General features: G+C 43.5%; 23 protein-coding genes. 11 read left to right on the top strand and 12 right to left on the bottom strand.

Going from position 1 to position 23,542, the window contains the following annotated elements; all coding sequences use genetic code 11:
* Positions 1-10: 10 nt before the first annotated feature.
* From HMPREF0240_RS17815 to HMPREF0240_RS17795, 5 genes are read left to right on the top strand one after another with little or no spacing between them, the layout of a single operon-like run.
* Complete coding sequence (locus HMPREF0240_RS17815; RefSeq protein ID WP_009004809.1) at positions 11-682, top strand: propanediol/glycerol family dehydratase medium subunit; 672 nt, start codon at positions 11-13, stop codon at positions 680-682.
* On the top strand, positions 683-1,075 hold the full coding sequence (locus HMPREF0240_RS17810) for a diol dehydratase small subunit (RefSeq protein ID WP_009004808.1): 393 nt from the start codon (positions 683-685) through the stop codon (positions 1,073-1,075).
* Positions 1,072-2,889 (top strand): diol dehydratase reactivase subunit alpha, encoded by a 1,818-nt coding sequence (locus HMPREF0240_RS17805; protein WP_009004807.1) that lies wholly within the window; start codon positions 1,072-1,074, stop codon positions 2,887-2,889. Before HMPREF0240_RS17810 ends, HMPREF0240_RS17805 begins: the two co-directional genes overlap by 4 nt.
* Positions 2,886-3,215, top strand: coding sequence for a glycerol dehydratase reactivase beta/small subunit family protein (locus HMPREF0240_RS17800; protein WP_009004806.1), 330 nt, complete (start codon positions 2,886-2,888; stop codon positions 3,213-3,215). Before HMPREF0240_RS17805 ends, HMPREF0240_RS17800 begins: the two co-directional genes overlap by 4 nt.
* 59 nt (positions 3,216-3,274) lie before the next feature.
* Positions 3,275-3,841 carry a cob(I)yrinic acid a,c-diamide adenosyltransferase gene (locus HMPREF0240_RS17795; RefSeq protein WP_009004805.1) on the top strand — a complete coding sequence of 189 codons (567 nt, stop codon included), beginning with the start codon at positions 3,275-3,277 and terminating at the stop codon, positions 3,839-3,841.
* 128 nt (positions 3,842-3,969) lie between these two features.
* Here HMPREF0240_RS17795 and HMPREF0240_RS17790 read toward each other — a convergent pair whose 3' ends face one another.
* Positions 3,970-5,961, bottom strand: a complete 1,992-nt coding sequence (locus HMPREF0240_RS17790) for a hypothetical protein (protein WP_035314063.1) — start codon at positions 5,959-5,961, stop codon at positions 3,970-3,972.
* A gap of 185 nt (positions 5,962-6,146) precedes the next feature.
* On the opposite strand from HMPREF0240_RS17790, the gene HMPREF0240_RS17785 reads away from it, so the two are divergent.
* Both HMPREF0240_RS17785 and HMPREF0240_RS17780 read left to right on the top strand, forming a co-directional pair.
* Positions 6,147-6,818, top strand: coding sequence for a response regulator transcription factor (locus HMPREF0240_RS17785; RefSeq protein WP_009004803.1), 672 nt, complete (start codon positions 6,147-6,149; stop codon positions 6,816-6,818).
* Between the two features lie 3 nt (positions 6,819-6,821).
* The gene (locus HMPREF0240_RS17780) at positions 6,822-8,852 is read left to right on the top strand and encodes an ATP-binding protein (protein ID WP_009004802.1); all 2,031 of its coding nucleotides are present in this window, start codon (positions 6,822-6,824) and stop codon (positions 8,850-8,852) included.
* 70 nt (positions 8,853-8,922) lie between these two features.
* Here the strand turns inward: HMPREF0240_RS17780 and pcp are convergent, their stop codons facing one another.
* The 11 genes from pcp to HMPREF0240_RS17725 all read right to left on the bottom strand — a co-directional run bounded on the left by pcp (position 8,923) and on the right by HMPREF0240_RS17725 (position 19,791).
* Complete coding sequence (pcp, locus tag HMPREF0240_RS17775) at positions 8,923-9,567, bottom strand: pyroglutamyl-peptidase I (RefSeq protein WP_009004801.1); 645 nt, start codon at positions 9,565-9,567, stop codon at positions 8,923-8,925.
* Between the two features lie 102 nt (positions 9,568-9,669).
* Entirely contained in the window at positions 9,670-10,662 is a 993-nt protein-coding gene (locus HMPREF0240_RS17770; RefSeq protein ID WP_035314062.1) for a peptidase, read from the bottom strand.
* 75 nt (positions 10,663-10,737) lie between these two features.
* Positions 10,738-11,685, bottom strand: a complete 948-nt coding sequence (locus tag HMPREF0240_RS17765; protein ID WP_009004799.1) for a DUF979 domain-containing protein — start codon at positions 11,683-11,685, stop codon at positions 10,738-10,740.
* 14 nt (positions 11,686-11,699) lie between these two features.
* Complete coding sequence (locus HMPREF0240_RS17760; RefSeq protein WP_009004798.1) at positions 11,700-12,380, bottom strand: DUF969 domain-containing protein; 681 nt, start codon at positions 12,378-12,380, stop codon at positions 11,700-11,702.
* A gap of 454 nt (positions 12,381-12,834) precedes the next feature.
* A complete protein-coding gene (locus HMPREF0240_RS17755) occupies positions 12,835-13,428 on the bottom strand; it encodes a VanZ family protein (RefSeq protein WP_035314061.1) in 594 nt (197 codons plus the stop codon).
* A gap of 158 nt (positions 13,429-13,586) precedes the next feature.
* Positions 13,587-14,195 (bottom strand): dihydroxyacetone kinase subunit L, encoded by a 609-nt coding sequence (locus tag HMPREF0240_RS17750; RefSeq protein WP_009004796.1) that lies wholly within the window; start codon positions 14,193-14,195, stop codon positions 13,587-13,589.
* A 14-nt stretch (positions 14,196-14,209) separates the two neighbouring features.
* On the bottom strand, positions 14,210-15,220 hold the full coding sequence (locus HMPREF0240_RS17745; RefSeq protein WP_009004795.1) for a dihydroxyacetone kinase subunit DhaK: 1,011 nt from the start codon (positions 15,218-15,220) through the stop codon (positions 14,210-14,212).
* A 54-nt stretch (positions 15,221-15,274) separates the two neighbouring features.
* Positions 15,275-16,216 carry a nucleoside hydrolase gene (locus tag HMPREF0240_RS17740; protein ID WP_035314060.1) on the bottom strand — a complete coding sequence of 314 codons (942 nt, stop codon included), beginning with the start codon at positions 16,214-16,216 and terminating at the stop codon, positions 15,275-15,277.
* A gap of 16 nt (positions 16,217-16,232) precedes the next feature.
* On the bottom strand, positions 16,233-17,255 hold the full coding sequence (locus tag HMPREF0240_RS17735) for a sugar ABC transporter substrate-binding protein (protein WP_035314059.1): 1,023 nt from the start codon (positions 17,253-17,255) through the stop codon (positions 16,233-16,235).
* A gap of 58 nt (positions 17,256-17,313) precedes the next feature.
* Positions 17,314-18,273 (bottom strand): ABC transporter permease, encoded by a 960-nt coding sequence (locus HMPREF0240_RS17730; RefSeq protein WP_009004792.1) that lies wholly within the window; start codon positions 18,271-18,273, stop codon positions 17,314-17,316.
* A gap of 24 nt (positions 18,274-18,297) precedes the next feature.
* Positions 18,298-19,791 (bottom strand): sugar ABC transporter ATP-binding protein, encoded by a 1,494-nt coding sequence (locus tag HMPREF0240_RS17725; RefSeq protein WP_035314058.1) that lies wholly within the window; start codon positions 19,789-19,791, stop codon positions 18,298-18,300.
* 305 nt (positions 19,792-20,096) lie between these two features.
* Between HMPREF0240_RS17725 and HMPREF0240_RS17720 the strand changes: the two genes are divergently transcribed.
* The 4 genes from HMPREF0240_RS17720 (at position 20,097) to HMPREF0240_RS17705 (ending at position 23,496) form a co-directional block, all read left to right on the top strand.
* Complete coding sequence (locus HMPREF0240_RS17720) at positions 20,097-20,747, top strand: orotidine 5'-phosphate decarboxylase / HUMPS family protein (RefSeq protein ID WP_009004790.1); 651 nt, start codon at positions 20,097-20,099, stop codon at positions 20,745-20,747.
* A gap of 4 nt (positions 20,748-20,751) precedes the next feature.
* Entirely contained in the window at positions 20,752-21,696 is a 945-nt protein-coding gene (locus HMPREF0240_RS17715) for a ribokinase (protein ID WP_009004789.1), read from the top strand.
* A gap of 4 nt (positions 21,697-21,700) precedes the next feature.
* Positions 21,701-22,537, top strand: a complete 837-nt coding sequence (locus HMPREF0240_RS17710) for a sugar phosphate isomerase/epimerase family protein (RefSeq protein ID WP_009004788.1) — start codon at positions 21,701-21,703, stop codon at positions 22,535-22,537.
* Between the two features lie 110 nt (positions 22,538-22,647).
* Positions 22,648-23,496 carry a DeoR/GlpR family DNA-binding transcription regulator gene (locus tag HMPREF0240_RS17705; RefSeq protein WP_009004787.1) on the top strand — a complete coding sequence of 283 codons (849 nt, stop codon included), beginning with the start codon at positions 22,648-22,650 and terminating at the stop codon, positions 23,494-23,496.
* The last annotated feature ends 46 nt before the right edge of the window (positions 23,497-23,542 follow it).

Here is a 23,542-nt window from a genome sequence, read left to right as displayed (position 1 = left end):
AGGAAAGAGCATGCAGATTAATGAAGATTTAGTAAAACAGATAACAGATGCCGTCCTCGCCGAGATGAAGCAGAAAAAGAGCCCGGCAGCTCCGGCGGCTTTGGTCCCTTCTATGGCAGGCCGCGAACGAATTAATGAAGAAAAAACATCTTACGCCTCTTACCCAAGAGCCATGAAAGGAACTGACCCGAAAGAAGTTGTGATCGGTGTCGGAGCCGCATTCCAGAAAGAAATCCGGAAAACCATCTGCGGCATCCCGCTGGATGATGTTCTTAAGAATGTGAAAGCGGGGATTGAAGAGGAAGGCATGGTGCCAAGGGTCGTAAAGATTCTGGATACTTCTGATGTATGTTTCATGGCACTGGAGGCCGCCAAGTTATCCGGCTCAGGCATCGGTGTCGGTATCCAGTCCAAAGGAACGACCGTTATTCATCAGAAAGATTTATACCCGCTTTCCAACCTGGAGCTTTTCCCGCAGGCACCGCTGATGGGTCTGGACACATACAGAAAGATCGGCAAAAATGCCGCCAAATACGTGAAAGGGGAACAGGTTGTACCGATTCCCTGTACCAATGACCCGATGTCACGGCCCAAATACCAGGTAAAAGCGGCTCTGATGCATATTGCAGAGACAGAACAGCTGGACCCTGAGGTTGGAATTATCGAATGGGAGGTAAAATAGATGCAGTACCCATTAGGAGAACATGAAAAAGAACATATAACATCCAGGACAGGCAAAAAACTGACAGATATTACCCTGGATGAAGTGATGAAAAACCACGTGTCTGCCGACGATATCAAGATATCCAAAGAGATTCTCAAGGCACAGGGACAGGTTGCCAGAGAAGCCGGCAATGATCCCATGGAGAAGAATTTTGAACGTGCGGCTGAGCTCGTGGATGTACCTGATGATGTTATTTTAAAAATGTATGATAAGCTGCGCCCGAACCGCTCTACCAAACTGGAGCTGGTTATGATGGCCCAGGAACTTCTTGAAAAATACAATGCCAGAAACTGTGCGCGTCTTGTAATGGAGGCCGCAGAAGTTTATGAGAAAAGAGGGATTCTGCTTTGAGTTATATCGCTGGAGTTGACATTGGGAATTCTACAACTGAAGTCTGTATCGGAGAAAGTACGCAAGGTGGCACGATCCATTTTCTGACCAGTGCTTCCTGCCCCACAACCGGGACAAAAGGTACTGTTGCGAATACCCATGCCATCAAGGCAGCATTGAAACAGGCCATGGGCAGAATCGGAAGGGACGTCGATGACATTTCCCTCATCCGGCTTAACGAGGCGGCTCCCGTCATCGGCGATACCGCCATGGAAACCCTGACAGAAACAATTATCACCGACTCTTCCATGATCGGACACAATCCCTCCACCCCCGCTGGTGCCGGACAGGCTGTAGGCGAGATTCTCCTGATCGAAAATCTGTCCAGGGGTGTCCCCGGTACGCCTTACATCGTGGCTGCACCCAGCTCCTATTCTTATGAAGAAGTGGCTGCAATCCTGAACCAGGCGGAAGGAACGCTGGATATCGCAGGTGTGATCCTGCAGGCGGATGAGGCTGTTCTTGTGGAGAACCGCCTGCACAGGAAACTGCCAATTATCGATGAAGTAGCCAGAATCGACAAGCTTCCGGACAGGGTTCTGGCGGCGATCGAGGTTGCACTGCCCGGACAGACCGTACGCATGCTTTCCAACCCCTACGGCATCGCCACGCTTTTACAGCTGAATGCAGAAGAGACTCGTACTGTCACACCGATTGCCAAGAGCCTGATCGGCAAACGCAGCGCTGTAGTACTGAAGACGCCCGGCGGGAATGTACGTGAAAATGTGCTCCCGGCAGGAGAGATTTATCTGGATGCAGAACACAGCGCATCCGTTAATCTGGATGAAGGCGCAGAGAAAATCATGCAGGCGGTATCTGATGCCGGAAGCATCCGCGACATCAGCGGACAGCCGAATACCAATGTAGGCAATATGCTTTCCCGTATCAAGCAGGGCATGGGCGAACTGGACAATACTCCGGATGCGGATATCCACATTACAGATGTACTGGCAGTTGACACTCTCGCGCCTGTTCTGATCTCGGGAGCCCTGGCAGGGGAAACCTGTCTGGAAAAGGCTGTGGGCATAGCGGCCATGGTAAAGACCCGTCAGCTCCCCATGAGGGAGATTGCAGAAAAACTGAAGCTGGAGCTGGGAACAGATGTGAAGGTTGCCGGCGTGGAGGCCGTTATGGCAAGCCTCGGGGCTCTTACAACCCCGGGAACACAGCTGCCGCTGGCGATCTTGGACATGGGGGGCGGTTCTACGGATGCCGCAGTGATTTCCGAGGAAGGACAGGTCACCATGACCCACCAGGCAGGTGCCGGTGAACTGGTATCCATGCTGATCGAGACCGAATTGGGACTTGGTGACAGGCATATGGCCGAACAGATTAAAAAATACCCCCTTGCCAAAGTAGAGAGTCTGTTCCATATGCGGATGGAAAATGGACAGATGACCTTTGTGGAGGATTCCATTGATCCCCGTTTCTACGGACGCGTTATTCTGCTGGCGGAGGATGGGTTTATCCGTATGGAAAAGGACATTCCCATGGAGAAGATCGTCCAGGTACGCCGGGATGCAAAAAGGAAAGTTTTTGTCACGAATGCGTTCCGCGCTCTGAAAAAGGTGGCGCCCGGCCATGATTTGAGGAATATATCCAATGTTGTACTGGTGGGCGGTTCTGCCGAGGACTTTGAGATCCCGGAAATGCTGATGGAAGAATTCGCCGGTTACCGTATTGTATGCGGCCGGGGAAATATCCGGGGTGCGGAAGGCCCCCGCAATGCCGTAGCCACCGGGCTTGTACTTTCATATGCAGGAGAACAAAAATGATCATTAAAAAGCCTTCTATTTTCATATATGTGAATAACCCGGATACCTCTTCACTCCGGAATGTCTGTGCCGGAATTGAAGAAGAAGGGGTATTTTATGAGATAAAGGAAATGGAAACCATTTCACTTGATGAACTGGCATGGAATGCTGCTAATGACTCCATGCTCGGCTCCGGAATCGGAATGACCGGAAACGGGATCGCTATGCAGATGCGGGGCATCTCAAAGGGCCGCAATATCGAGAGCTATCAGAATCCAGATCCGATGCAGAGCAGGAAACTGGGGGCAAACAGTGCACGGGCCGTCAAAAAACTGGCATTCAAATAACCTGTCGGGATTTTTTACTGCAGCTTAGCTGCAGAATAATGTAAAAAGGGGAGATAACTATGAAGATTTACACAAAAAACGGAGATGCCGGAAAAACTTCTCTTATGAATGGAATCAGTGTCTCCAAATCAGATGACCGGATTGAGCTGCTGGGGACAATTGATGAATTGAGCAGCCATATCGGCCTTGCCAAAGTCATTGCAGACCAGCCTCTGAGTGACCGTCTTTCACAGATACAGAAATCTCTGATTCAAATGATGGCAGGGATTGCGGATCCTCGCAATCTGGATTACCGTTTTACCAAGGAAGAAACGTTTACCCTTGAAGAGGAAATCGACCGGCTGGAGGGACTATTTCCGCGCGCTAAGGAATTCATACTATACGGAGGCTGTGAACAGTCCGCAAGGCTGGATGTTGCCCGAGCTGTTGCCCGAAGAGCCGAACGCCGTTTCCGCAAAGTGGCCCAGAATTACGGGGCAGACAGCAAGGCGATGCAGTATATCAACCGTCTTTCAGATTATCTGTATGTCGCTGCGCGGTATGCAGACTATAAAGCTTCTGCTGAACCGGATGAGAGTATCCGCCAGGAAGTAGTAAAGAATGTAATGAAAAGCCTTGCAAAATAGCAGGGCTTTTTCATTTGGTTACTTATAAACGGATGGGGACACCTTCTAATGGACATCCCCAATCCATATGCAGGTAAAGATTTTAGAACACAGTCTGTTGTCTCATTCTATTCTTCAACAATATTTTTTTACTTCTTTTTAAATACTCTCTTACCGCACCAGTATCCGGCAGCTGCAATTCCAACGATTACCAGTGTTATGGCTAAACCTATCGGGTACTGTTTTTTCTCTACCTTTTCCGCTGTTTTCAGATCTTTGTTCTGATCCACCAGCTCTTTCTCCTCGGGTTCCGCGCTTATATGCTGAACCGAACTTTTGGTCCCGGCCTCAGACAGTTTACTTTTATCATTCTTTACAGTTTCCTGATTATTGTTTCCGTTTACTCCCTGAATCAAAGACGTAATGCCTTCCTGATTCTTTATTCCTCCATTGTTCACATAAGATGCTTTCTTAGAAGGCTCTCCCTTTATTCCTTCTGTTCCTGTCTGCCCGATGCTCTCTCCCGGATTTCCGCCGGCATCTCCTGACTCTCCTCCCTGCCCATTAGAAGGCTTGTCCGTCTCTCCTGATGGTAGATCCCCAGGCTGTTCAGCATCTCCATCCGGTTTCTCTGTTCCAGGCAGAGACGGTTTTGTATCCGGATCCTCTGTTTCAGGGAGGGATGGATCGGCATCCTGACCGCCCCGGTCACCGCCCTGTTCATCTCCTGCATCATCTGGAATCCCCAAACTCGCGCCGGGCCCAACTTTCCATGCTGCACTGGTTCCGCTAAACGTACTGTCCCCTTCCACCACAAATCTCACATACAGCCCCTGTTCGGCTCCCCGCAATGGGATAGAAAACAGAAAGAGTCCATTTTCAGGAATCGTTGATCCAGGTACAAGCATGTTTGGTCTCTTTGGTAAATATGTAAGGAAATTCTCTCCATCTCCACTGTATTCCACTTTAAGCTTCTCCGCGCCATACGGATAAGGTATCAGCAGCTTGGTGCCTTCTTTTGTCACCTCGGATGCAATAAGAAACATCTTCTCAGGAGGAGTGCATAACACTGTAATTGCCGGAACAATTTCATCGGGATTTAAAAATGTATTTTGAAGTGTCTGCGTATCAAAACTGCCTTTTACGATATCGTATCCCGGCTCCGCCAAACCGGAATCCGGGATATTCCAGCTGACAGGGATGGAAAACACTGTCTCCTCTTCTGCCCCGGTCTCCTGTACATACATCTCCAGCATCTCCGGCATCTGCCAGTCAGAAGAAGCGGTTCCCGGTTCAACATAAACCGGCATCCTCGTCTTAGCTGCCAGAATCTTATAAGTGATATCGCCAGCCAGTTTCGGCACTAACACAGAATTTTCGCATTCTGTCATCCCGCTGGCTGAATATACACTGTATATTTCTCCAGACGGATCTGAAACAGAGGCAGTTATTTGACAGCCACGAATAAACAGCTCCTTTTTCTCGTGATCCTGACAGACCCCGTAAGCCGCTGTTCCTCCTGTCACCTGGATACTGCAATTTTCTAAAGCCAGGGGCCCATAAGTACTGATTCCTACTGTCTTACCACTCCCCTCCAGAACAATGTCCAGATTCGCCAACTCTTTGTACGGCAATATGCCATACGAAATTCCGGTTACCTCCCGGGCATCCGGAGAAGTACAGAGTGTAAACTGTCCACGCTGCGAAGGTCCCGCAAGCATTCCGCCCTTTACCTGTATGACAGCACCATCCGAACCCCCATACTCAATTTTTCCCTGCTCAAGTGTAAGCAGCCCATGTCTTACCATAAGCACAGTGAAATATGTTCCTGTGATCTTCAGATTAGGGTTGTTTAAAACAAGGCCGCTATCCACCATGATCAAATGGCTTCCACATTCAATTGTCACATCACCCAGGCCGTCCCACACAATGGGAGCCTCTTCACTGCCCATAGTCAGCTTCAGATCACCCGATAACTGATAAACCGCTCCGTCAATGTTCTTGTTTTCCTCATACCACTGTAAAAACTGCTCTTCATTCTCCAGTTTAGGCGGTCCCCACGCCTTGCAGCTGCTTGTCCGCATAAAAAATGCGCTGAACAAAATCAGCATGAAAAAGGGGATCTTCCATCTTTTTTTCACTTTGTGTACTCCTCTCATTTCATCCTTAATCAAATTATATGTTTAATTTTATCATAATCCATTTAACAATAAAACAACAATAAATAACAACAATTAACAACAATATTTGGAAATTTCCGATTTTATTTGCAAACGGCTTCTGCCCCCTTTAAAATGGAATTAGATACTATGAAAGTTGGTGGGATATGGACAGACTTCTTTTTGTTGATGATGACATTGATATCTTAAATTTAAACCATGCTTACTTTACAGAACATGGATTTGCAGCTGATAAAGCTTCCAGTGCAAAAGATGCCTTATTATTATTGGGGAAAAATGCATACGACTGTGTTATACTTGATATCCGCATGGATGGCCAGGATGGTTTTGAGCTCTGCCGGACACTTCGGGATATTAGTAATATCCCGATTATTTTTCTAACCGTGCTAACGGATGAAGCCTCTCTTGAACAAGGTTTTTTGAGCGGCGGAGATGATTATATTGTGAAGCCGTACCACATGAAAGAGCTGGAGCTTCGAATACGTGCAAGAATACATCCCAGGCTCCATCACAGCAGGCAGGGAGATTTACAGGGGAGTTCCCGCCTTTATATTTGCCCGGATGAAAAGCAGGCTTACATAGGATCCTCTTCTTTGGATTTGACAATAAGTGAATTTCAGATTCTGCAGTTTCTGAGCAATCACAAGGGCATACCATACCGTCAGGAAGAGATCTACGAGGCTTTGTGGGGAGAACGTTATAATACGCATAGTATTCAGGTTTTGATTATGAGGATACGCAGAAAAATCAAAACGCTTTCACCTGAAAAGGAATATATCCGCACGCAGTGGGGAAAGGGTTATGTTTATACGGATTAGGACATGAAATATAATGATTCTTTTGAGAAAATAAAAGCTTTTCTTCATATTCAGCGCAAAAAAGACCCAATCCGGGACCGCAGGGGAAAGAATGCCCTTGGCGCATCCCTGCTGGTTCTATTTCTTTCTCTTGCCGTAATCGGGATCCTTTTTTATATCACCTACCGCTGGGATAATAAGTACACATACACAGGCAGTTCTCTGCACGTCCTTGCAGGCAGATGGGAATTTTACCCTGATCTTAGCCTGGAGGAAAACCGGAACACAGAAGGTGATATCCTTACATCACCTGAGATAATCACGATCGGTCAATTTGGAAATTTTAAATCATTTCATCAGGATGCATCGCCTTTCGGTTCCGCCGTTTACCGAAAACAGCTTTACCTGGAACCCACTTCCGGAGGATGGCTCTTAGAAATGCCTGAAATATACTCCGCAAGCAAAATATATATAAACGGAAAGCTGCTCCATTCATATGGTGATCTGTCAGAAGAACACTATCGCATTCATACACAGAACACGCTGATTCCCCTGCCTTCAGGCAATGTAGAAATCGTAATTGAGGCTTCCAATTACTCCCACTATTACAGCGGCGTGGTCTATCCTCCCATTATAGGCCGGACGGATACGGTTACTCTGCTTATAATCTGCAGGCTTGTATTTTATGCATTCCTCTGCTTCTTTACACTGGGCTGTGCGGTCGTTTCCTTTACCGTATGGTTTAGAAGGCAGACAGATACACTGTATGCTGCTTATGGGCTTTTGTGTCTCTGCTTTTCGGTACATATCTGTTATCCGCTCATCCATTGGCTCGGGATCAATCTGGGAGAACTCTCTTATGTGATTGAGGATACCGCTTATTTTGCGGTTCTTGTCTGTATGACTGCCCTGACTTACCGTCTGGCGGGTTCGGTATGGAACCGGAAGGTTTACATCGCCTGTTATATATTTTCCATTGTTATGACAGCTTTTCCTTTGCTTGCTTTTTATATGCTCTTCCCGCTGTTTCCGCCGTTTATATCCATTTACAGCCAGATCATCGCTCTGTCAAAAATTGTGATGAGCGTCTACCTGATTCTGGCCGCCTTCCTCGGTACGCTTCAGCAGCCACAATATGTCTGGCTTCTGAGCGGCAATGCTGTATTTGGATTCGGCATTCTGGTTGATTATCTCACCGCGGGCCGCTATGAACCGGTACGGTTTGGATGGCAGACAGAATACTGTGGTTTTGTCATGGTTTTATTATTCACCATACTGATCTCGGATTACAACCGCAGGGCACTAATCCAGCGCCAGTATCTGACAGAACATCTGCAGGAAGAAGTGGAGAAAAAAACGGCACATCTTACAGCTATGATGGAAGAACGCAAGCAGTTTCTCTCCGCTGTGGCACATGACCTCAAGGCTCCTGTGGCAGCAATCAATACCTATATAGACTATATCAAAAGCAGCGGCATCGATTCTGACGATGAGCTGCAGCATTATCTGGATGTGATCGACAACAAGTCCTCGCAGATCCAGAACAACGTGCAGAGCCTTCAATTGTTCCACACAGAGACTTCTCATCGCGATCCCGCAGAATTCCTGGACTGCAGTGAATTTCTCCGGTATGTGTACTCCGAGACACTGCCTTACGCTGACGCAAACGGACTCCATTATCAGCTGGAGCTGCCCAAACAGACGTGTCAAATATACGGCCACCGGGAAAATCTGTTCCGTGTCTTTGAAAATCTGGTCATCAATGCCACGGAGCATACACCTATGGAGGGGACGCTGACGCTTTCCGCTGTTTATACAAAAGATGCTGCAAACATTACGTTTATGGACAACGGGGAAGGAATTGATCCGGAACATCTGCCGCAGATTTTCAACTATGAATTCAGTACGAAAAAGAATCCCGGGCTGCGCGGACTGGGGCTTTACTTTGCGAGGATCAGTATTGAAGAATATGGAGGGACTATTACCGTAGAATCCAAGCCCGGGGAAGGCACGGCCTTCCATATATATATTCCGTTGTCTTCTAAATCCTGCTGAGCATAATAAAAGGGCACTTCGAATATGAGGCGCCCTTTTTCGCAACTATTCAAATATATTAACAACATCTCTAATGGGTTTCCCCCATAACAATATCAATATCCACCCGATTTTCCACCACAGCCTCCACAGCCGCCTCAATTCCCCGGGCAATCATTTCCGCCGACATACTCGGCATTCCGTCCGGCAGATCTATCACCTGCTCCGGCAGATACGGTACATGAATAAACCCGCCTCTCATCCCGGAATATTTCTTATCAATCAGATACAGCAGACGGTACATCACATCATTGCACACATAGGTTCCAGCCGTATAGGATATCCGTGCCGGAATCCCTCTGCTTCGTACAGCCGCTACCATGGCCTTCACAGGAACCGCTGCAAAATACGCATTCTCGCCGTCCTCACAGACCGGCTGGTCAAAAGGCTGCTGCCCTTCGTTATCCGGTATTCTTGCTTCCATCAGGTTGATTGCCACTTTCTCTACGGATATACCGGAACGCCCTCCGGCCTGCCCGATGCAGATTACAGCGTCCGGCTTATGTTTCTGAATTCCCGCCTCAAGTATCTTTCCCTCCCTGAAAAAAACCGTAGGAATTTCCATCTTAATTACTTCTGCACCTTTGATCACATCGGGCAGTAATTTTACGGCTTCATATGCCGGATTGATGTCAGCGCCTCCAAAAGGATCAAATCCTGTAATCAATACTTTCATTTTGCTCCTCCTAACCTATAATTTCTCAGTACTTTTTTGCCGGGTATATCTACATCCAGGGATATCCATTACCCGTTCTATTATGTGCGGCTGATACGCTCATCAGACTTCCGGTTCGGGGATGATAATCTTCCCTCTCTCCATAATCATCCGGTTGTCCGCATAGATATCCGGCTTATGCACCACCAGATCAAAATGTCCGTTCGCCTCATGCACACCGCCCAGGGCAATGTTCCGTCCCACACCTATGTGAAATGTTCCGTAGGCAGACTCATCCTCGATGTAACATTTTCCTCTGCACTTTGCATAGGAATTCAGACCAATCCCTAATTCCGATGCAACATAGATACCCGGGTCTTTAAAATCCGCCATGTACTCTATCAGCTTTTTTCCGGCGGCCGTCCTTTCAATCTCCTGTATGCAGCCGTGTTCCAGACATATCCGAAACGGCTCATCGGGTCTCCCGATATACCCCAGTGAACCGTCGGGTATCAGAATCCCCTCTGTCTCTGTTTCTTCTATGGGGACATACACTTCTATACTTGCTGATGAGAATCCCCTGCCGTCTCTCACTACCCCGTTAAAAAATCCTGCCGGTCTGTTTCTTTTATACATTTTTAAATCTGTCCCAAGCCCCGTCTTTACCCGGATCACAGAGGATGAATTCAAATACTTCATAATAATTCGTGCCATCATTTTGCTTTTCTTTGTATCCATTCCCATGAAACGGTAGGACAGCATAGACTTTCCGTTATTTGTGGATAATGGGAGAGATAAAAATTTGCTTCCCCTGCTTATGGCCCGTTTTGCTGCCTTTGTTGTCACGAGGGAATAGTCTGTGGCACCAACCACGGCACTGTAATCATCAAATACATTTTCATGTTTATCGAAAAATACGCCTACATGCTTTCCCCGCTTTTCCACAACCATCAGATCTGCAGATTTTGTCCGCCTGTGGGCACAATGCCGGAGCACTTCCGCTTCTTCCAGATGGTTCTCGCTTGTCACAATGATTAATTTTTCCCAGGGCTTAAGGCGAAGCCAGTCTTTAATCACAATCATTGCACCTCGTTCTATTTTCCGGTAATCCTGCATACCCGATTTCCTTTCCTGCTGCCTGATTCACGCGTCCCTACAAAAAGGATGCAGCTTATATTTTCTGTCTCCGCCTTATTTCAGCAGAATCATATAAAAAATATGAAAGATAAATATGAGTGCTGCAGGCACCAGCTGACATTTGATCACTCCAAAGCGGTCTTTCATATCAAGCATGGCCACCGGCACGACATTAAAATTCGCCGCCATAGGTGTGCAGAGCGTGCCGCAGAACCCGCAGGTCAGCGCCAGCATTCCAATGGCGGCCGGATCTGCTCCATAATTCAGAACAAATGGTGCACCGATTCCCACGGTCATGACCGTGATGGCAGCGAAAGCATTTCCCATAATCATGGTAAATACAGCCATCCCAATTGCAAAAACAACAATTCCTACATTGACGTTTCCTTTTGGGATAAATCCGCCCACAAGACCCGCAATCACATCTCCCACACCGGCCTCGGTAAACACAGCCCCCAGGCTTGCAAGGAGCATGGGAAGCATACTTAGAGGGCCTACCGTTGAGAGGAGACGTTCCGAATCTCTCAGAAAAACCGCCGGCCTGTTCTCCCTCGAAAGAAACATCAAAATGATAATAGAAACTGCAATCCCTGCACCTACTCCGACTATGGCGCCCAGATCCGGAAGGAAAATGGCAAACAGAATTGCAAATACTCCGATGGACAAGGCCGGAATAAAAATTTTCATTCCGATATCGCGGTACTTTTTATCCGTATACTCTTCTGTTAAAGACTCAATTTTTCCGATTTTCACCTTTCTTAAGATAGCCGGAACCGTCATTAGAATAATCAGCACACCGTTGACCGCTGAAGGAATCCAGCGCCCAAATGCCAGTACGATCCCCAGAGTGCACCAGAATACTCCGGTTCCGAGACGGGAGGGATTTTCCTTGTCCAATACATTTTTGATACCCGTATAAAATGTAATCAGGCCCATAATGATATAGATAACTTCCAGGAGTTTTGTACCAAGCGTAACATCCTGGCTTAGAAAAAATGTCATGAACTATTTCCCCCTTACTTTTTATCCCCGTAATATTTCCTGTACAGTTTTCTGTCTTTCAGGAAATAGTAGACGGTTCCTGTTACAATTGCAAATATTCCCACCGGAATCTCTACCTTTGCCAAATGGATGAGCGATGTCTTATACCCCAGCGTTTCCAGTGTAGACTGCACCAGCAGAGCGCCCGAGCCGCCGACAAACAGCACCTGGCAGAAAAACCATGCAATATTTTCCATACCGGAGGCCATCCCCTTTAGCCGTTCTACATGCTCTTCATTGGGTTCTTTCCCCCGCGCTTCAATCGCCCCTGCTGCCATGGGCATAACGATGGGCCTTACAAAGCCCGCAACGCCGCCAAAGCTGACATTAAATGCCGCAAAAATTCCACGCATGATTCCGTAGGCTCCAATGACCGCACCGGCGGATGCATTCCTGATCTTACCGATCAGACTGGCCGCAGCGGGCTTCAAACCATTGCGCTCCAAAGTTCCGGTCACCAGCATGATTAATATGAATATTGCCATATTCCGGTTTGCAATAAAACTCGTTCCCAGCGTCTCCAGCAACCCGATGACACCCAAATTTCCCACCAGCGCCGTTACGATTGCAGCAACCAGAATGATCAGTATAGCGTCCAGTTTTAATGCAAATCCAATAATAACAATTAGAATTCCAGACAGTTTGATTAGTTCCATAAATCTCCACCTCGATATGCAGCCTCAGTATAAGCCTCATTTAATTTCAGCACTGCGCCGGATGATCCGGCTTTGGCACTGCATTATTTATATTTTGGGTCTATTGGCTTATTTTTACTCAGAATTCATGAATTATTTTTTAATGAGTTCACCGGGCAGGCAAAAGTTTGTCTTCCCGGCCAGGCTCTTGTAATATAGCATTTCACCGGAATTTTCCTAATCATAACAAAGTAGGCAAGCCCACCTTAACTCCCCGTCCCCTCACTCCTGAGGGGCTTGCACACTTTGGCGCGCCACGATGCCGCTCTGCGGCTATATACCTTATCGCGGCGTGTGCATCCCCCGGAGGGTTTTTATGATATAGGGAATTCCAGAGGAATTCCCTATATCATAAAATAAGCCCCAGAATCCAAAGGACTCTGAGACTTATATTTAATTCATTATTATATCCATTCTAATAGTCTCTGGGATTACGTCGCCTGCTCTGCCGCTGCTCCGCTTCCAGCTCTCTCTGCCGCGCTCTTTTGCGCTCCCATCTGCGCCGCTCCCGCTCCATCGTCCGTGCCGGAGCCAGTATGGTCCAGCAGCAGATACGCACCGCTATGATTCCAAAAAAGACGCCGATGCTGTCGATTCCCACGTCCTTTACAGAGGGGCCGCGGCCATCCACGAAGGACTGATGGTACTCGTCCCCGCAGGCAAAGCCCACACAGATCAGCCCTGCAACCAGCATGAGTCCAAAACCCCGCAGGCCGTAAACATAAAATGGCAGTGATACCGCAACCGCCAGAATAAAGTATTCTGTCATATGGGCAATCTTCCTCACTGGATATTCAATCTCATATGCCTTCTCCTCAATCTCCCATTCCTCCATATTCTTCTGCAGGACTTCATTTCCGATTTCCACAATCTTATGGCTTACCGTATAGCTCAAATTGCCGGAATCTGTACCCGTCTGGGCAGAAAAACTGAAAATAACATACATCATTACAATTGCAGGGAGAAACGACAGGGGTTTTAATATCATCAAAATGCACTTTTTAAACATTTTATATCACATCCTTATTATGTAGTAAAAATTATTTTACTATCATACGACGGTCTGGGAATAAAATCAACCTTTTGCACACATCATTTCTATATGACTAAAGTACATTTGTGCATTTACCTTTTACTAGTTCTTTGAACAATCAACTTAACATACATTTATAAACTATTTACAATTCCTTCAAATATCAATTTTCCAACTATTGCGCCTCCATCCATAAAGCCAATACTTTTTTCTTTATAATAAGCGGCCCTTCCGTGCACTGCCTGCATATTACGAGTACTTTCTGCTCCTGCAGCTGCAGCCAACGCAGCCTTTTCATAAACCCCGGTTTCATTTGCATTTTTAGAAAGCGCTTTCACTCCGCGAATAAGGGCATCTAATATTGTCTTTTCTCCTGGTTTGGATTTTGCCTTTTCCATAATCTTAAGGACTCCCTTTTCCATTGCCAGGGCTAATTCAGAAGTATCCACTTCCACTTTCCCTTTCAGAAAATCCGCCATTCCTATCATTCCAAATGATAAAATAGTTCCTAACGACGAAGGAGCTGTTTCATTCATTTTGGCAGCACATCTCATAAACATCTTTCCTAAATCAGTTTCATCCAAACTATTAAGGCAATTTCTCATAGCTGTAAATCCCGAAAGCATAGATACACCCAGATCCCCATCACCGAATTTTGCATCCGTCTCCGTTAACAGATCCTTATTCTCCTCCATTAGTTTTACAATTTCTTTCACTGCCATTAATACTGATTCTTTATTCATCTCAAAAGCTCCTCTTATTTGTTAGCGTTAGTATAAAAAGGAGTATTCGCCGGATAACGTAAAAACTCCTTCAACTGTTCATCTAATTCTAAAACCGTAACAGATATCCCTGTCATTTCCATTGATGTTGCAAATTCACCTATATGTGGCATAAAAATTCTAATTCCCTGCTTCTTAAGCAGCCGATGCAATGCGCGATAGACAATTAATTGTTCTTCAAGAGGTGTAGCTCCCAGTCCATTCACCATTAAAGATACTTCGTTGCCTTCTTTTACCGGCATATCTGTTAGAATTCTTGATAACAATTCACTGGCCATTTCATCTGCACTCATAACTTTTCTAACTTCAATTCCTGGTTCCCCATGTATTCCCATACCAACTTCAATTTCATTTTCATTAATTTCAAACGTTGCTTTTCCCACTTCTGGAACTATACAGGGTGAAAGAGCTACCCCCATTGTTCTGGTACGGTTAACTGTTTTTTGGGCTATCTCTGCTACCTCGTCCAGAGACATCATTTGTGCAGCCGCCGCCCCGGCTGTTTTGAATGCGTAAACCATACCAGCCACACCTCGGCGTTTTTCAAATTCGCTTAGTTCAGCTGAAGCCACATCATCATTAACACGTACAATCCTGGTCACGATATCATCTTCAAAGCCCACCATCTCACAGGCCATTTCAAAATTCATATTGTCCCCACCATAATTTCCCTGAATACAAAGCACACCATTTCCCTGATTACATCTACGGATTGCCTGTGCCATGCGTGAAGAAGATGGCGAAGCAAATACATTGCCTACAGCGCATCCATCCAGCATCCCCTCTCCCACATATCCAAGAAATACTGGCAAATGCCCACTCCCTCCGCCCGTTACAAGCCCAACTTTCCCTTTTTGAACAGGATAATTACTCAAAAGAACCCTCTTGTCCTCACGATCCGGCTTTATCCTATCGCCATATGCAGCATAAATCCCTTCTATAACCTCATCCACAAAATCTTCTGGCTTATTTATTATTTTTTTCATTGCATCTCCTTATCAAAAATGCAGGGGCAATAAAATGACCCTGCACTTCATAAATTAAAACACTGACGAAAATTCTTCAAAAAATGCTTCTGGGTTGACTTCACAGGCAACTTCATGCCTGCCCTCTGGATCTTCTTCAAAATATGTATATCCTAACAATCGTGGGCTGACTGTTTCTATATCTATATTTCCACGCTGGAATTTACATACATTATTATTAAATATCGTAGTAATACATACTGGGTCATGGTAACACAAAGTTTTTGCCTGAAGTGGATCATAATCGATCCATGCTTTAGACATTTCCTCCAAAATAGGCGGCAGCTTTTTCTCAAGAGTATTATGAAATGCTTCCAGGCTTAGTGTCACCTGGTGCGTCATATCAATGCCGACAGCCCTGGTCAATTCTGGTGAGCGTTGAAACACAATTGCCGTTGCATATGGATCAATGCAGGCGTTCCACTCTAAATTCTGCCCCTGTGTCGCAATGCTGAATGTATTATCCGAATTTTTCTTACTCCATGTACGCAAATTGTATTGCTGATATTTGCCGCCCATCAAATATAATCCTTTTAATAGGGACGGAATTTCAGGATCCATCTGAAACAATATCGCTATGTTACTTGCCGGTCCAATTCCCGCAAGTGTCACCTCACCCGGATTCTCCCTGATTATCTGCTGCATAAAATATATTGCTTCATTCATAGGGAATTCGTTTTTATGCTTCCAGTGTTCCAGCAAATGGGACTGCGGGCAAAATGCCTGATGCTGCTCCTTTAAAATACATGTTTCCAGCCCGGGATAAATCGGGATGTCCGAACGTCCCATAGAATTGCATACAGCACTGACCAGCTTAGCTCTAGGCACTGCATCACCTGATACTGTAGTTATACCTATTAAATCTGCTTCCGGATTTGCACATAAATAGGCAATCGCACAGGCATCATCCATATCTTGTCCAATATCAGTATCTAATAATATTTTTTGTTTTTCCATACTTCTTCCACCTCTACTAATTTGACAGCCCATCTAAATATTCTAACTTTTCCAAGTAAGTATCCACATTATCAGATGTACACAATTCCTGAGGAATAGAAATATCGCTCACGGTTTCACCCTTAATAGATTTTACTGCTAATTCAAAGGAATTTATGATTATTTGTGTACCATCCTGATATAATGTTGCTGCCAGTGTTTTGTTTTTTACTCCCTGAACGGCATCCTTTATACCATCTATTCCAAGTACTTTAATTTCATCCTCTTTGCCGGCCGATTTAATCGCCTCTGCTGCGCCAAGTGCCATCTCATCATTCTGAGCAAGAACAGCATCAATATGTGTTCCACTTGAAAGCCAATTTTCCATTAGCTGCAGCCCTTCTTCGCGTGAATAATTAGCGGTCTGATCAAATACAATATTGAATTTACCAGAATTTTCTTTCATAACATTATCGTAACCCTCTGAGCGAAGTATCTCTGCCTGATGCCCAATAACTCCGCGCATAATTGCCACATCAATTTCCTGTTCTTCTGGAAACAGCGTCATTAGATATTTAACCTGCTCTTCTGCTCCCGGCACATCCGGACAGCTGCTCCAAACCTGTCCCACCTTATCATCAACATCTGTACCATCAGAAACAACCGGTATACCCGCTGCAATAGCACTTTCATAGTATGGCTGCAGAGCTGTACTTTCCTGAGGATTGCAAATAATGGCATCAACTTTTTGATTGATAAAAGTTTCCATCTGTGATACCTGTGTAGAAGCATCGCCAGCACCATCCAAATAGAGTACCTCTATATTAGGATAATGTTTATCTACATAGTCCATCAATGCTTTCTTTTTATTTGAGACAAATTCGTTACTTAAATCCTGGAATGATATTCCAATTGTAGCCTCCATATCATCATAAACATCTTCCTCACTACTTGATGAATTCTTTGCCTCCTTCTTTGTTTTTGCGCACCCGCCTAATGATCCTAAACACACCGCTCCCACCAATGCCATTGTAAATATTACTCTTATCTTCCTTTTCATCACTTGTCCTCCTAAACATTTTTCAATAAGTGTTTCATTGCTTAATCCAAAAGGGATTCTATGACTTAATATTTTTACGGTCAAGAAACACCGCTAATAATATAATACATCCCTTTATGATTTTCTGATAATAAGAAGAAACATTTAAAATATCCAAGCCATTTCCGATGATACCAATTAACAGCACGCCTATGATCGTCCCCGTTACTCCTCCTCTGCCTCCAGAAAGGCTGGTGCCTCCAATAACAACGGAAGCAATTGCATCCAGTTCATATCCCTCCGCAGCTTGTGGAGAAGCCGCATTCAATCGGGATGTCAGAGCAACGCCCGCAATACCACACATTACACCTCCAATCACATAAACCATAGTTTGAATTTTTGCTGTATTAATTCCGGAAGCAATCGCTGCATTCTCGTTTCCTCCTAAAGCATAAACATGACGGCCAAATCTTGTATATTTTAAAAGAACACCGGACACTAGAAGCATAACAATAAATATAGCAACCGGTATAGGAACATTAAGTACATTTCCCTGGCCAATAGCTTTATATGACTCATTAAATCCGGTAATAGGGCGCCCATCAGAATACACCAGCGCTATTCCCCGCACAATTGTCATCGTAGCCATCGTTACTATAAAGGGCGGTAATTTTCCTTTTGCAACCAGCAGACCATTCATTAACCCGAAAGCAGTTGAAACTAATACTCCCGCTAATATTGCAATTAGTACCGGCATCTCTGTTTCGGAACCTGCCACTGAATAGTGTGCTGAAACTAAACCCGCCAGACATAATAGTGAACCTACTGATAAATCAATCCCCCCGGTAATAATTATAAAAGTCATACCAAGGGCAACAATCCCGTTAAATGAAATTTGCCTTAAAACTGTTACCATATTAGATAGTGTCAAAAAAAATGGGCTGGCAAAACTCAGTACAATAAATACTGCTGCAAACGCAATAATTATGCCAAATTTAGAAAAAGTCAGACTACACTTGTTGATAAATGTTTTATTCATTTTATGTTCCCTCCAAATACTTAATCAGTCTGTAATCCCAGAAGCATATCTCATAATCAGTTCCTGTGAAAGCTCTCCTTTTTTGATTTCACCTGTAATTCTGCCTTCATACATTACTATCGCCCTATCACAAATTCCTATAATTTCCGGCATTTCTGAGGAAATCATAATAATCCCTTTCCCCAGCTGGGATAATTTCCGTATAATTGTATAAATTTCATATTTTGCATGAACATCTATTCCCCGAGTCGGATCATCCAGTATGATCACATCGCTATCTGTTAAAAGCCATTTTCCAAAAACGATCTTTTGTTGGTTTCCGCCAGATAAACTATCTACGATTTGTGTGTAGCCCGTTGTTTTTATATTTAACTGGTCGATCATATCATCACAGTCACTACGTATTTTTCTTTGATTTACAATCCCATATTTGGTGTATTTATCAAGGCTTGCCATAGCTATATTTTCTTCAACATCTGCAATTAAATTCAACCCCGTACTCTTACGGTCTTCAGGCACCAGTGCAATTCCATTTCTAATTGCCTCAATTGGTTTTTGAATATTTAAAGACTTTCCATCTTTAAAAACTTCTCCGCCTTCCTTTCTCCTCATTCCAAAAATACACTCTACCAGTTCTGTTCTTCCTGCTCCCATTAGCCCCGCTATGCCAAGTATCTCACCATGCCGGACATTGAAACTAATATTATGGAGCAGCCCTGGAATGTCAATATTCTTAACTTCTAATAAAACCTCACCTAAAACAGATGAACCCTCCGGATAAATCATTTCCATTTTCCGGCCCACCATTTCTGTAATCATAGAATTCACATCGATTTCATTTACTTTATTTACACTGATAAAATTCCCATCACGTAAAACAGTTATTCTGTCACAGATTTCAAATATCTCATCCAGTTTATGTGAAATATAAATAATAGACACCTTATCTTTTTTCAGTTTTTCTATATGTAGAAAAAGATTATCACATTCTTTTTGTGTGATAGCTGACGTAGGTTCATCCATAATAATAATTTTTGCATTACATGATATCGCCTTTGCAATTTCTACCAGCTGCATCTGTGCAACGTTTAGCGATCGCATTTCCCGTTTAGGATCAATATCAACATGAAGCTCTTTAAGCAATTTTTTTGCTTCTTCTATCATCTGTTTGTTATTTACGATCCCAGTTTTTGCAAAAACGGGTTCCCTTCCCAGAAAAATATTCTCAGCTATACTCATATCTAAAACTGGCATTAATTCCTGATGAACCATTGCAACCCCATGCTTCAGTGCATCCACTGAAGCACTAAATCTGACCGGTTTTCCATCCAGAATAATTTCCCCTGAATCTGGTCGGTAAATCCCGGCCAGTATTTTCATTAATGTGGATTTTCCTGCTCCGTTCTCGCCAACTATTGCATGCACCTCCCCCTCCTTAATTTCCAGGCTTACATCATTTAGTGCTTTCACTCCCGGAAATTGTTTGCAAATATGATTCATTGACAAAATACTCTTCATAATAGCTCTCCATTTCCTTTTGTTATACAATGCCTTTTTATTGGTTACGTATTATTTTGTTTATTTGTTGATATTTTATATGTTAACATCCTTTTGATAATTCGTCAATATTTTTCTCTAATTTTTATCGTTTAATTGTCATATGATTGTATTTTCAATGTTTTTACGCGTTTTTAATTATTAAATTATTGTTTTCTGATTGTTTTTTTGTTTTTTCTTGACAAATCGTTATTTTATTACTATATTTAGCTTAGAAGTTAAAAATACAACTAAATAATTTTCATATTAAAAAAGGAGAGTTAACTATGAAACTACAATGTGCTTTTGATGATGTTACTTCAGATGAATACTTTAAAATCCTTAACACGATTCACGATGTCGTTGATATTATCGAAATTGGTACCCCTACTGCACTCCGTTATGGAACCAGCTTAATCATTGAAACCAAAAAGCTTTATCCTGCTGTTAAGGTCGTTGCGGATTATAAAATATGTGATGGCGGTAATCTCATTGCAAACATAGCGTTTGAAGCAGGGGCAGACTTTGTTACAGTCATGGGTTTTTCCCATGATGAGACTATAGGAGATGTTATTAAAAGCGCTAAACGTCATAAAAAATCTGTAATAGTTGATATGATGCGCATTCCCGATGTCGCCGAGCGCGCTGTTAACGTGATAAAAATGGGCGCTGAATATGTTTGTTTACATAATGCAACTGACGCCTACGACTTTGAGAGATCTATCCAAAGAATCCAAAGTGTATGTAATGTGATGGACAAAAGCCATATTTCTATTGCCGGAAAGATTAATCTGAATAATATAAGGGAACTTAAGCAATATGAGCCAGCCATCATAATTGCCGGCAGTTGTATCGCACAGGCAGAAAATAAAAAAGAAATGATTTTAAAATTAAAAAGCACTTATGAAAATTTTGATAAAGAGAAAGAAAGCAGGTGATATTATGGAGCGACCCAAAATATTAGTAGTCGGCAGTATTAATCATGACATTATATATCACGATATTTTAGAGGAGGGAATAAACTGTAATGGCATGGTTTTTGCACAGTATACTACTGCCAATGGCGGAAAAGGCGCAAATCAGGCATCTGCACTTTCTCTTCTTGGAGCAGATACCTATATTGCAGGCTGTATTGGTAATGATGAATATGGTCAAAATCAGCTGGCCAGCCTGAGAAAACTCGGTGTAAATACCGATTTTATTCATATAGACCCACTGCTTCAGACAGGCATGTCGGTAATGTTAAACCGAAAGGATGGATCTTATATCGGTGCAAATGTGCTGGGCGCAAATGCTTCACTTATGCCTGAATATGTGGAAAATATTATTATGAGTTTTGATTTTAATATGATAGTCATGCAATTGGAAATGCCATTAGAAACCGTATACAGAACCCTTGATTCAGCAAAGGTGAAAGGAATTCCCGTTATACTTGACGCAGGCCCCGCCAAGCCCATCCCCCTGAACCGTTTGAAAAACCTTTTTGTCATCACACCAAATGAAGAAGAAACATCGGCTTTAACGGGTATTTCTGTCACCGACGAGGAGGCAGCGCTAAAGGCCTCCCAAAAATTATATTTAGAAACAAATGCACAATATATAATACTAAAGCTCGGTTCACGTGGTTCCTATCTATATGATGGAAAGCAGGGAATACTATTCCCCGCCTACCCCGCAAAAGCCATTGATTCCACAGCTGCCGGGGATTCATTCACAGCAGAGCTTGCCATACATTTATGTAAAAATGATTCCATACATAACGCTATTAGATATGCCAATGCCGCCGGTGCCATATGTGTATCCAGGGCGGGCGGACAGCCTTCTGTTCCCTGTGAAGCAGAAGTTAAACAGTATATAGAACAATATTCAAACACAATTTGGAGGTAGACTTATGACCCTTAGAAAAAAACAATTAGCATTGTCTAATTATCCTTATTATAAGCATTCATTTAACTATACTCTTGATTCTTTACAGCATCTTGGGGCCACAGCTATCGAGCTTTACTGCTGCTATCCACATTTCCATATAGATGATGCAGATTTGCCACATGTGGCAGCTTTAAAAAAGAATCTCGGAACACATGGCATGCATCCCATATGCCTTACACCCGAAAACGGAAAATACCCTATCAATATAGCCGCTGAAGATCCAATAGCACGCAGCCGCAGTATTAAAACCTATGCAAAATGCATCCAATACGCGAATGAGTTAGAATGCCCTACTGTACAATTCCATGCCGGGTTCAATTTATTAGATTGTGATTACAATAAGACATGGCAGCGTTCCGTTGACTCCCTGAACTATCTGGCAGATATCGCAGAGGGTTATGGTGTAACAATCACCATGGAAGCGGCCCATAAACTGGCCACTATTCTTAATAGCAGCAGTCAAATCGCCAAAATGGTTGCTGAAATAGGCTCTCCGAACCTTACAGGTATGATTGATACGCTATGTCTCGCACACTGCAATGAAGATATACACACTGCCGTTAAAAATATCGGGCCCGAACGTATACATCACTTTCATTTTAGTGATTGTATTACCACTCAGCCAAAAAATCATCTTATCCCCGGCAGTGGAGATATGGATTTAGATGAAATCCTTCATGTGCTTAGTGATATAAATTATAAATCTTATATCACCATAGAAATAAAAAGTCCATATGAATATAATCCGGAAGAAGCAACCCGCAGTTCAGCTGAATGGATTCTAGAACGCCTTAATTAATAACTTAATATAAAAACGCTATTATTTTTAGCGAAGTCAACAATTTTCTTGACAGTATTTAAAAATAATCATATTATAAATTTATTATAATTAACAGGCAGGAGGACGCAATGGAAATAATTAATGAAGCTAATCAGCTCGAACTGCAGGATTATGCGTTTTCTAAAAAAGGAGTTCGGCAGAACAGAATATTATATTTATTACTTAAAAATAAATCTATGAGTACTGCCGAACTCTGCAATGAACTAAACTGTAGTTCCGCTACAATCCGCAATGACCTAAGAGAACTGGACCGTATGAAACTCATCAAAAGAATTTTCGGTGGTGCTGCCACATTAGATGATACTTATGGCTGTATACCGATGAAAGAACATCTAGAGTATGCCCGCTCCGAAAAAGAATTAATAGCTGAATATGTTGTGACCAACATTATCAAACCGGGTCAATCTATAATCCTGGATATGGGCTCTACCTGCCTGGCGCTCGCACGACAACTGTCAAATATTGATTTTGATTTAAACATTATTACTAATTCGCTATTAAATGCTGAAGCACTTTCTCAGAATCCCCATATTTATTTAAGTATGCCAGGGGGCTCATACAGCATCCCCTCAGACACCTTTGACTGTGCTTGGACCTTAGAATACTATGAAAATATTCATCCTGATTATTATCTAACTTCTGCAAACGGGGTCAGTACATCCGGTGTCACTTTAACAATGACAACAGATATGACCAGAGCTTTAATCAAACAAAAGATCTCTGAAAAGGCAAAGAAAGTGGTCTTATTATGCGATCATAATAAGATTAATAAAACTTGTTTTTATCATATGTGCGATATCTCACAAATAGATTTAGTTGTTACCGATGATCTTTGTTCTCCCGATGAGCGAAAAGCTTTTTTAAATCTGGGGGTTGATGTGGCATTTGCAGAAGACACTCAATTTTCTGTCAAGTAAGAGATCATATCATCATCACATAGCAGTTGTTCAAAGATTTAGCTTT

The organism is Clostridium sp. D5, assembly GCF_000190355.1.
In the GTDB taxonomy this organism is placed as follows: domain Bacteria; phylum Bacillota; class Clostridia; order Lachnospirales; family Lachnospiraceae; genus Faecalicatena; species Faecalicatena fissicatena_A.
This window is presented reverse-complemented; position numbering and strand designations above follow the sequence as displayed.